Consider the following 9,021-nt stretch of genomic DNA (forward strand, 5'->3'; position numbering starts at 1 on the left):
CCTCCTATACATAGATCAGGCTTTCATACCTACATTTTACAAGAATTGCCTTGGTTTAGCAAACAAAATTTACCACCATTCTTGTTACTTCGGACATAAAATGCCGATATTTGTTAGTTTTTTACAGTCGACACTTGCAAGACATCTGATATTGTTCGGTCATGACAAGAAGTTTATAATATAGATGCCCTTGTGTCCGATAAACCGTATGATTTTTACGACTTTAGAAAGGAAGTGATTGGAATGGCACTAGAGACTATTGCCATCCAAGACAAATCGCTCGCTGGTATTGCTGAAAAAGTACTGCACGGCGAACGTCTGACACTGGAGGATGGCGTAACGCTATTCAACTCCAACGACCTGCTCACCATTGGCCAGCTCGCCAATTTCGTCAACCAGCAAAAAAATGGTGACAATGTTTATTTTTTGCAAAATCTTTACATCAATCCGACCAATGTTTGTGAAGCGCATTGCAAATTTTGCGGATTCCGTCGAGATCAAGGTGAGGATGGCGCCTACACGATGAGCATGGAAGAGTTGCTCCATTATGTAGAGACGCGTTATCATCCAGGCATCCGCGAATTCCACATCGTCGGCGGTCACAACCAGCACATGCCGTTCGACTACTATCTGGATACCCTGCGTACGCTGCGAAAAGCGTATCCCGATGTAACGCTCAAATCGTATACTGGCGCGGAGATCGAATTCTTCTCCCGCATCTCTGGCCTCTCCATCCGCGAGGTGCTGCAGGAATTGATGAAGGCCGGTCTGCAAAGCCTGACAGGCGGCGGTGCCGAAATCCTGACCGAACGCTACCGGATGAAGATGAGCCCGGAAAAAGCGAGCACCGATATGTACCTGCAAGTACACCGGACTGCTCACGAGTTGGGACTGAAGACACATACGACCATGCTTTACGGCTCGATTGAGACCTTGGAAGAGCGTGTGATTCACATGCTTCGCCTGCGTGAGCTGCAAGACGACACCAATGGCTTCATGGTCTTTATTCCGCTTGCCGTACAGCCAATCAAGGCGACTGCAGGCATCAAGCGCCGCAATTCCGCGATTGACGACCTGAAAACCATGGCGATCAGCCGTCTGATGCTGGACAACTTCCAACATATCAAAGCCTACTTCATTAATATTGGTACCCAACTGACGCAAATCTCCCTGACCATGGGGATCTCTGATGCACACGGCACCTTGATCGAGGAACGCATCAGCCACTCGGCAGGAGCCTTGACGCAGCAAGCCCTTACAGTAGATGAGCTGGTCTGGCTGATCAAAGGCGCAGGCAAACGCGCCCTCGAACGCGACACCTTCTACAACGTAATCAAAGAACACTAGCAAGCAAAAAAGCTGATCCATGTCTTGGAAGAGATACATGGAATCAGCTTTTTCTTTTTCTGCCATAGTAAGAGGAAATACGGCGAGCCCTCATGCTACAACGGGAGATCCTTGAAGGGGTCGTCCTCTTCCTTCAATACCTGCTTGATCTTATCCAGCAGCGCCTCTGCCGTTGGCGCTTGAACCAATTTTCCATTGACGAGTGCGAACGGCTCCAGATAACATTCGCCGCAATACCCCAAACACCCGTATTCGAGCACGTCCACATCCAATTCCGGATCTTGCTCCAATGCATCCATGACGGCCTGGGTGTAGGACGCGACGTTGCTCGCGCAAAATTCTACCAATGCTTTCATACCTTGTCACCTGCCAATTGCCTTGACTTCATATGCCCTTTATTGTACCGCGTCTTTTGCAAAAATACAGTGGGGATTGCGGGAAAAAGATTCTGCTTGCAATTTTGGCGAAAGAGAACTAAAAATAGAATGGGTGCTGTAAAAAACGGACATAAGAAAGGAATAGACCTTCTATGAAACGACTTGTAATCCTTGGCGGAGGATACGGGGGTCTTCGTATTATCGAGCGTGTCCTGTCTTCGGACTTACCGGACGATGTGATGATCACTCTGGTAGACCGGATGCCGTTTCACGGTTTGAAGACAGAGTACTATGCTCTGGCTGCTGGGACACAGCCAGAATCCCATCTGCGTGTCGCCTTTCCCAACGATCCACGCCTGTCAGTAAAATACGGCGAGGTATCGGCAGTTCATCTGGATGAGCAATCAGTCAGTTTTGCCAATGGAGACAGTCTTGCGTACGATTGGCTGGTCATCGGTCTGGGCTGTGAGGATCGCTACCACGATATTCCTGGCGCTGATCAATACACTTGCTCGATCCAATCCATGCGTTCCACTCGCAACACATACACAGCCATCAACGATCTGAACCCCTATGCTACGGTCAGCGTCGTTGGAGGCGGACTGAGCGGCGTAGAGCTTGCCGCCGAGCTGCGCGAGAGCCGTCCTGACCTGAACATACGGATCATAGACCGCGGACAAAGCATATTGAGCCCGTTCCCGAAAAAATTGCAGGAGTATGCGTCTCAATGGTTCATTGAGCATGAGGTGCAGCTTGTCTCGATGGCGAGCGTAACAAAAGTCGAGCCAGGAGTTGTGTACAATCACAACGAACCAGTCGAAAGCGACGTCATCGTCTGGACGGCAGGCATCCAGGCCAGCTCCATTGTTCGCAATCTGCCGATCGAAACCGACAACATCGGCCGCGCCAAATTGAACCAATACCATCAGATTCCATCCCATCCCAACGTCTACGTCGTCGGAGATTGCGCCAGCACGGCGATTGCTCCGAGCGCGCAAACAGCCGAGTTGATGGGAGATCAGATCGCTATGATCCTGAAGCTCGATATCAAGGGCGAAGCGTTCCCATCTTCCCTTCCCCCTCTCAAGCACAAGGGCTTTCTGGGGTCGCTTGGCAAAAAAGAAGGCTTTGCCAGCATGGGCAAAGTCTCGTTGGTCGGTCAAATGGCACGCGTCATCAAGAGCGGACAGTTGTGGATGTACAAAAAACATATGGGCTAACCCGATAACCCTATCTGGCACTCTAGTCAGATAGGGTTTCTTTTTTGTATGATGAGGAATGAAGAAATTGGGGGGAAATGGTAATGAACGACTACATACAAAGCATGCGCCGCCTCATCGGACAAGAAACCTTGATTACCGTGGGCTGTGGAGCGATTATCGAAGATGAGCATGGCCGTATCCTGCTTCAGCGTCGGAAGGATCAGAATTTATCCTAGACTGGGCGCAAGGAAAAGAGACCCCCATCGTCAGATAAGCTCATTCATCAATATGTGAAAGGCTTGCTTCAACGATTCCTTGGGTACCTGCGCATATCGATCGCCGATGCTGACCTCAAAATAACAGCCTGCCCCGTTGTGATCATCCCGGAGATAATGGGTCAGGGCAACACCTGTCGCTTCATAGACGGAAAGCAAAAGCGGCTCCAGCTTCTCTTTTGGCATCTGCACATGGACGTGGAACATATTGGAGACGGGCTCCACCGGTCTGGTCGCAAAGAAACGGCATTCATTATAATAACGCGCAAGTTCTTTGGCGTCTTCACAGTACTTTGGAAACTGGTCTTTTCTCTGTTCAAAATAGTAATCTGCGCTTACGATATATGGATACAAACTGATCAAATCGCCTCCATGGCGTCTTTTCCATACCTTCGATTCCTTGGTAAAAGCTTCGTCGCCGGCGAGAATAGCTCCGGCGATCCCTCCGATCCCTTTGTAAAAGGACAGGTAGACACTATCAAACAAGGCGCAAACCTCGGCTGCTGTTTTTTGATAATACGGGAGAACCTCCAAGAGACGGGCTCCATCCAGATGGATCTTGATTCCCTTGTCGCGACAGTACCGGGAGATCGCTACCAGCTCCTCATAATCAGGCAACTGCCCGCCAATCTCGCGCTGGGGGAGTTCAATCAACAGGCAGGCAATCTCTTCCTTCATGCTCCTTACATCTTCTAGAGTAATCACTCTCTCTTTATCTGCCAAAAGAACGGCTTCGATCCCGTGCAGCTTTTTCAAGCCATCTTCCTCATGAATCTCCAGATGGCACAAGGGATGGTAGGCGACCCTCTTCACTCCGAGCTGGTCAGACCAAATTCTCATGGCAATTTGCTGGGCCATCGTGCCGCTCGGAAAAAACACCGCCGTTTCTTTTCCGAGAAACGTTGCCATTTTCGCTTGAAAATCTTCAATCAGTGGACCAGAACCGTAGATGTCGCTGTCTTGATGGTCCTCCCACTCGCTCAAGGCATCTTTCAAGACTTGCAGATTTCTCGCCCGGTGTCCGGTTAAAGGGTATGCAGCGCGATCATAGGCTTGTTGCAGACTTGTAGCTGGACTCATAGGGTACATCTCCTTTTCCGATTCAAAGGATGGGGTTATTCTCTCTCCTGAATATACACCCTCTTTCCTTTTGTAACAGCAATATTTCAAAATATAAGAAAAGAGTGAGGAAGCATGGGTCCGATTGACAAGCGAAATCGTCTTGATGAAGAGCCTTTTGGCTCCCGCATCGCCAAAAACAATTCGGTTTTTATCGACTATCAAGGCAAGCCGATAAAATCGCTGAAAGGTACCGAAGCCGAAAAATTTCTCCAAAAAATCAACGCCGCGCAGGATAGCAAGGAGGTACAGCTCCTCCTGGCAAAGATTACAGGAAACTTCAAAAGAGGCAATGAGCGCTTGGCTTCCACTAAGAATAAAAGATTTCCCTAGCATAATCCGGCAAAAAATGCACGGCTACACGCAGAGCTAACCGTTATTGTTAATGAGAAAGGAAGACAGGGACAATGAATTGGGGCACGAGAATGAACCAAGTGATCGATTATATCGAGGAAAATCTTGCAGAGGAGATCGTCTATTCGCAAATAGCTAAAATTGCCTGTTGCTCGATTTACCACTTCCAGCGCATGTTCTCTTCGATTACGGAGATTTCGCTGGCGGAGTACATCAGACGACGACGCCTCACTCTCGCCGCCTACGAGCTTCAGAGCAGCCCGATCAAAGTGGTAGATCTCGCGCTCAAGTACGGTTATGAGTCCCCCGAAGCATTCACCCGCGCCTTCCACAGCTTGCATGGCGTCACGCCGTCAGCCGCGAGACAGGCCGGAGTGAATCTCAAAGACTATCCTCGCCTGACCTTTCAATTCAGTATCAAAGGAGCTGTCGAAATGAATTACCGATTGGAAAAATTGGATGCCTTCCAGGTCGTCGGGGTCAAAGAAAGGGTCAACATGAAAGAAGCTTTTCACATCGTGCCGCAGCTTTGGGGACGCGCTCGGGAGCAGGGAACCTTTGAAACGCTGTGGAACGTTCGCCGTGAGGGACATCCCGTCCGCGGGATTCTGGGCGTATGCGCAGACGGTGACTTCGGCAAGAATGAAGCGTTTGACTACGTGCTATCAATCGTGTCCGATCAGAATCCGCCTGAAGGCATGACGAAGCTTGCCTTTCCCGAATCGACCTGGGTAGTCTTTGACGTGGGTGGGAACCCGATGGAAATGCAAAAGGCCTGGCAGCAATTCTACGCGGATTGGCTGCCAGCCTCTGCCTATGATCCAGCTTATTTGCCTGCGATCGAATGCTATTTGCCGCCCGAAGAAAATAAAAACGAGCTGTGGGTGCCTGTCGTCAGCAAGAGCGCTGAATAAGGAAGGAATCTGCCATCACCGCTTTTGCACCCTCACGACCGGAACCTTTCGCACTTCGTAGGTCCCCGTCAGCCATTGTTCCTGCAAGACATTCAGCTTCAGCAAACTGGCGATTTTCCCTGTGTCCGCCCTGGACATGAGACGCCAGAGCGAGGCGTCGGGCAAGGCGTTGTATACCTTGTCATCGTTGTACTCCCGCCGTTCCTGGTAGCTGATCGTCAAGGCGTACTCCTCTGTCTCGGCTTTGCCAGCCTCGGCGTATTGTTCCAACAGCTCGCTGCGCAGCAGATTTAACTCTTCCTCGACCTGCTTTTGTGTCTCTTTTAATTGATAGTATCGGGCCAAATGATTGTCCATTCGCTCGTCCCTCCATTTGGTTGCGTCTTCCTCATGGATGATATGACCAGCGGCAGGAGCGTAGAACAAAGGAGGAGTCAGATGTTTGTAAAAGTGTACAGGTATCGGATCAAACCTGAAGAAATACAGCAGCCATATCAGAGATTCCTGGACGTACCGGATTCAGAAGAAGACATACTAGAGGAAGATTACCTGCAAATGATGGATATACAATCTTGATATGAACAAAAAGACAGCCTCCCTTCCATGTTCATGTAGGAAAAGAGGCTGTCTTATGTTATGCCATCAGGCTTACTTTTGGATCATCGTGTTGATCGCTTCACCTGGATGCTTCACCAGGAAGGTGGAATACTCGACTTCCCAAGGATTCCATTTCCCTTCGCCTTGGTAGCCCCAGACACTGTTGATGTGTGAAACCGTATCGGTGTTGTTGATTCCGACGATTCGTTGTTCCCCTACCAATTCAAAGGTTCCGTTGCCGTCCATGTCGATGGGGGCCAAGGCACCGAAAGGATACGAGTAGACGGTTGTCTCTTCGTTGCCTTTCTGGATTTTGCCGGCTTGATCGTACAGCTTGGCCGCGACGTAGACATCCTTGTTGGCGCTCACATCAATCGTCAGCGGCTTTTCCAGCTTGGAGCCTTTGCCCTCTACCTTGAAGCCGTCCACGAACTTGCCCTCATAACGAATTCCTTCGTTCTCCTCTTCACCGAAGATGACTGCCGGCTTGTTGTTCTCGAAAGTGGCAATGACGTGGTTGTAAATGCCGCCGCTTCCGCCTGTCGCAGTTTTCACGAACGCATCGGCGACTTTATCGCCGGTAAAGTCTACAAGTGTAAGCTCACCTTCATAACCGCCCAGATCCTTGATGTTCGTTTTGACGTAGGCTTTGGATTTGCCATCCTGTACAACGAGATTCATATGGGAGGCGTAAATGTCTTCTGCCTTTTCCTTTTCTCCGACCAGATATACGATGTCCTCTACTTGATCACCGTTTACATCCGCAGATTTTTTGTCGATGACGTACGTGTTTTTCTCCAATCCGACTTGAGCTGCAGCCGCGAACAGCTTCCCTTTCTCCGAGTCGGCGTGCGCCACTTTTGTATTCCCTACAGTCAATCCCGCCGCTCCTACAACACCTGCCAGCAGCAAGAATGTAACAGGCTTCATCCATTTGTTCTTCATCGTTATTTCCTCCCAGTTGTCTTCGTTACATAGACAACTATAAGACGAAACCCCTTTGCTTTCGTTACAAACGGTTTACGAACTGAAAACAAAATGGTAACAAACGTCTATTTCACGTTATCCAGCACGCTTTTGATATTCGCCGCCGAGTCTTGTCGCAGACTCAGATTATAATGCGCTCTGACCGCCTGGTAAACAGCATTCAGGTTCTTGCTGCTTTTGTTTTTGCGATAGGCAGCTACTTCCTTCGCAAACTTGGGATGATGAATCAGATCGCGGCTCCAGTCCCATGCACGAGGTTTTTTCGCATCCTTTCGTGCTTGATCCAGCATTTGAGCAAACCGGGAAATGAAATACGCATCTACCTTTTTCCGTGCTTGTTGATAGGCGGGCGTATAGCGCACAGCATTGGAATAGGGATCGACAGGCTCGCCATTCGCCTGGATCACGTCCGGGATGCGCACCGGAACCATGCCTGGCTTCAGCTTGATCTGATAATATTCCCATCCGGTCGAGGTCTTTTTCCCGGGCATAATCAGCATGAGAAAGGGTAATAGGCGATCGTACGCATACTCTTCCACGTACTCTGTCGGTCCAGGGTCTTTTCTCAGTGGAGACTGCGGATACAGATACCCCTCTCTGTCTACCACAAATCCCGGCAGCCCTACCTCCACGGCCCAGCGTACAGCCGTATCCTCCGAGTCTTTCAAGTCGATTCCTCCATGATAAGGACGAACCTGATTGAACATCCGGTAAAGGACTGTCGCCACAAATTCCTTCGTCGCGATTCCGTCATCGATTTCCTCCCACTTGACGTATCCCGCATCGACGAGTGGCTGCAGACGCGCATTCATCTGGATCTCTGCTCTTTTTTGCTCCAGCTCGCGTCTTTCCTCCCAAGAGATGTTCGGATCGGCTATGCGCTTGTTGAGTTCGTCCAAATCGGAATTCGCCGGGAAATGCGGTGGAAGAACAGCGATGAAATGATACATGTTCCAGAGGAATCCTTTTTTGTAGGATTGGAATTTAAGATTGAGGTCATACGACAGTTTGTGATACGTGTCGCCCTCGCGATCCATCAGATAATCTTTCTGAGCGTAATCCAGTTTTTGCGCAGGCGTTTGCGGATTGAGGATGTCGACCATTTCCACATTCAAAAACAGGTATTTTTCCGGATTTGGCGGAAGCTGGTACGTGATCCGATAACTCGAAGCTTCCGCTTTGGCAATGTCCGTAACGGGAACCATGCTGATAAAGGTCGACATGCAAATGGTACTTGCAAGCGCTGCCTTGAGTAACTTTTTCCCAAGCATAATAAAACCTTCCTTTTTTTCGCATTTAATCGATTAGACGAAAAAAGTTCAGTGAAGTTTCGCTGTGGAATGCCATACTTTCCGGATAACCAAGCACCAGATCAATTAACGACTTTCTTCTATCGCCTTTTTACTTTGTATAAAAGGAGATAGCAGAATGGAAAAGAAAAAAAGGAAGAAAACCCCAGGTGCAGCCCAGTAATGAATAAAAAACTCTATGCCTGTTACCATTGAAATAATCCCCATCACAAAGAACAACAATATTGTTGCGGTACCTCCAATCCCAAAGCTTATAAAGAAATGCTTTACTTTTAAACCAGCGCTTAATTTTTCCTGCAATTTTTGATCCCCCTTGATTAAATAGTCTAAACTGACACCATACAAATCACTGATTGCCACCAAGGTCATCAGATCAGGGACGCTTTTATTGTTTTCCCATTTGGAGACTGCTTGCGGAGTTACATGTAGCAATTCTGCCAATTCACTTTGTGATTGCTTTTCTTTTGCTCTCAAGCTTTTTATTTTCTCATGAAAGTTCATATTGTTCTCCTTTCCTTTTACCCACAACTTTATCTGAT

Annotated in this window: 12 protein-coding genes; 6 read left to right on the forward strand and 6 right to left on the reverse strand. The window is 48.9% G+C overall.

Going from position 1 to position 9,021, the window contains the following annotated elements:
* The first annotated feature begins 243 nt into the window (after nt 1–243).
* Nucleotides 244–1,347: an aminofutalosine synthase MqnE gene (mqnE, locus tag T458_RS47955; RefSeq protein ID WP_023558241.1), complete on the forward strand. Its 1,104-nt coding sequence runs from the start codon at nt 244–246 to the stop codon at nt 1,345–1,347.
* Between the two features lie 95 nt (nt 1,348–1,442).
* On the opposite strand, the gene T458_RS47960 is transcribed toward mqnE, so the two are convergent.
* On the reverse strand, nt 1,443–1,703 hold the full coding sequence (locus T458_RS47960; protein ID WP_023558242.1) for a YuzB family protein: 261 nt from the start codon (nt 1,701–1,703) through the stop codon (nt 1,443–1,445).
* A 173-nt stretch (nt 1,704–1,876) separates the two neighbouring features.
* Here T458_RS47960 and T458_RS47965 point away from each other — a divergent pair, with 173 nt between their 5' ends.
* Both T458_RS47965 and T458_RS57645 read left to right on the forward strand, forming a co-directional pair.
* Nucleotides 1,877–2,944 carry an NAD(P)/FAD-dependent oxidoreductase gene (locus T458_RS47965; protein WP_023558243.1) on the forward strand — a complete coding sequence of 356 codons (1,068 nt, stop codon included), beginning with the start codon at nt 1,877–1,879 and terminating at the stop codon, nt 2,942–2,944.
* An 83-nt stretch (nt 2,945–3,027) separates the two neighbouring features.
* A complete protein-coding gene (locus tag T458_RS57645) occupies nt 3,028–3,162 on the forward strand; it encodes an NUDIX hydrolase (RefSeq protein ID WP_023558244.1) in 135 nt (44 codons plus the stop codon).
* 30 nt (nt 3,163–3,192) lie between these two features.
* Here the strand turns inward: T458_RS57645 and T458_RS47970 are convergent, their stop codons facing one another.
* Nucleotides 3,193–4,281 (reverse strand): threonine aldolase family protein, encoded by a 1,089-nt coding sequence (locus T458_RS47970; RefSeq protein ID WP_023558245.1) that lies wholly within the window; start codon nt 4,279–4,281, stop codon nt 3,193–3,195.
* A 114-nt stretch (nt 4,282–4,395) separates the two neighbouring features.
* Between T458_RS47970 and T458_RS47975 the strand changes: the two genes are divergently transcribed.
* Nucleotides 4,396–4,653, forward strand: a complete 258-nt coding sequence (locus tag T458_RS47975) for a hypothetical protein (protein WP_023558246.1) — start codon at nt 4,396–4,398, stop codon at nt 4,651–4,653.
* Between the two features lie 74 nt (nt 4,654–4,727).
* A complete protein-coding gene (locus T458_RS47980; protein WP_023558247.1) occupies nt 4,728–5,588 on the forward strand; it encodes an AraC family transcriptional regulator in 861 nt (286 codons plus the stop codon).
* A 15-nt stretch (nt 5,589–5,603) separates the two neighbouring features.
* Here T458_RS47980 and T458_RS47985 read toward each other — a convergent pair whose 3' ends face one another.
* Nucleotides 5,604–5,945 carry a hypothetical protein gene (locus tag T458_RS47985; RefSeq protein ID WP_023558248.1) on the reverse strand — a complete coding sequence of 114 codons (342 nt, stop codon included), beginning with the start codon at nt 5,943–5,945 and terminating at the stop codon, nt 5,604–5,606.
* An 81-nt stretch (nt 5,946–6,026) separates the two neighbouring features.
* Here T458_RS47985 and T458_RS57325 point away from each other — a divergent pair, with 81 nt between their 5' ends.
* Nucleotides 6,027–6,164: a hypothetical protein gene (locus T458_RS57325; protein WP_023558249.1), complete on the forward strand. Its 138-nt coding sequence runs from the start codon at nt 6,027–6,029 to the stop codon at nt 6,162–6,164.
* 72 nt (nt 6,165–6,236) lie between these two features.
* Here T458_RS57325 and T458_RS47990 read toward each other — a convergent pair whose 3' ends face one another.
* From T458_RS47990 to T458_RS48000, 3 genes are all read right to left on the reverse strand, one after another.
* Nucleotides 6,237–7,130: a hypothetical protein gene (locus T458_RS47990; RefSeq protein WP_023558250.1), complete on the reverse strand. Its 894-nt coding sequence runs from the start codon at nt 7,128–7,130 to the stop codon at nt 6,237–6,239.
* Between the two features lie 107 nt (nt 7,131–7,237).
* The gene (locus tag T458_RS47995; RefSeq protein ID WP_023558251.1) at nt 7,238–8,443 is read right to left on the reverse strand and encodes a hypothetical protein; all 1,206 of its coding nucleotides are present in this window, start codon (nt 8,441–8,443) and stop codon (nt 7,238–7,240) included.
* Between the two features lie 105 nt (nt 8,444–8,548).
* Complete coding sequence (locus T458_RS48000; protein ID WP_023558252.1) at nt 8,549–8,983, reverse strand: helix-turn-helix domain-containing protein; 435 nt, start codon at nt 8,981–8,983, stop codon at nt 8,549–8,551.
* Nucleotides 8,984–9,021: the final 38 nt, after the last annotated feature.

Source organism: Brevibacillus panacihumi W25 (genome assembly GCF_000503775.1).
Taxonomy (GTDB): domain Bacteria; phylum Bacillota; class Bacilli; order Brevibacillales; family Brevibacillaceae; genus Brevibacillus; species Brevibacillus panacihumi_A.

Bases quoted from the DNA above. Each gene is read 5' to 3' on its own strand.
- mqnE (WP_023558241.1), top strand. From the start codon at position 244: ATGGCACTAGAGACTATTGCCATCCAAGACAAATCGCTCGCTGGTATT.
- T458_RS47960 (WP_023558242.1), bottom strand. From the start codon at position 1,703: ATGAAAGCATTGGTAGAATTTTGCGCGAGCAACGTCGCGTCCTACACC.
- T458_RS47965 (WP_023558243.1), top strand. From the start codon at position 1,877: ATGAAACGACTTGTAATCCTTGGCGGAGGATACGGGGGTCTTCGTATT.
- T458_RS57645 (WP_023558244.1), top strand. From the start codon at position 3,028: ATGAACGACTACATACAAAGCATGCGCCGCCTCATCGGACAAGAAACC.
- T458_RS47970 (WP_023558245.1), bottom strand. From the start codon at position 4,281: ATGAGTCCAGCTACAAGTCTGCAACAAGCCTATGATCGCGCTGCATAC.
- T458_RS47975 (WP_023558246.1), top strand. From the start codon at position 4,396: ATGGGTCCGATTGACAAGCGAAATCGTCTTGATGAAGAGCCTTTTGGC.
- T458_RS47980 (WP_023558247.1), top strand. From the start codon at position 4,728: ATGAATTGGGGCACGAGAATGAACCAAGTGATCGATTATATCGAGGAA.
- T458_RS47985 (WP_023558248.1), bottom strand. From the start codon at position 5,945: ATGGACAATCATTTGGCCCGATACTATCAATTAAAAGAGACACAAAAG.
- T458_RS57325 (WP_023558249.1), top strand. From the start codon at position 6,027: ATGTTTGTAAAAGTGTACAGGTATCGGATCAAACCTGAAGAAATACAG.
- T458_RS47990 (WP_023558250.1), bottom strand. From the start codon at position 7,130: ATGAAGAACAAATGGATGAAGCCTGTTACATTCTTGCTGCTGGCAGGT.
- T458_RS47995 (WP_023558251.1), bottom strand. From the start codon at position 8,443: ATGCTTGGGAAAAAGTTACTCAAGGCAGCGCTTGCAAGTACCATTTGC.
- T458_RS48000 (WP_023558252.1), bottom strand. From the start codon at position 8,983: ATGAACTTTCATGAGAAAATAAAAAGCTTGAGAGCAAAAGAAAAGCAA.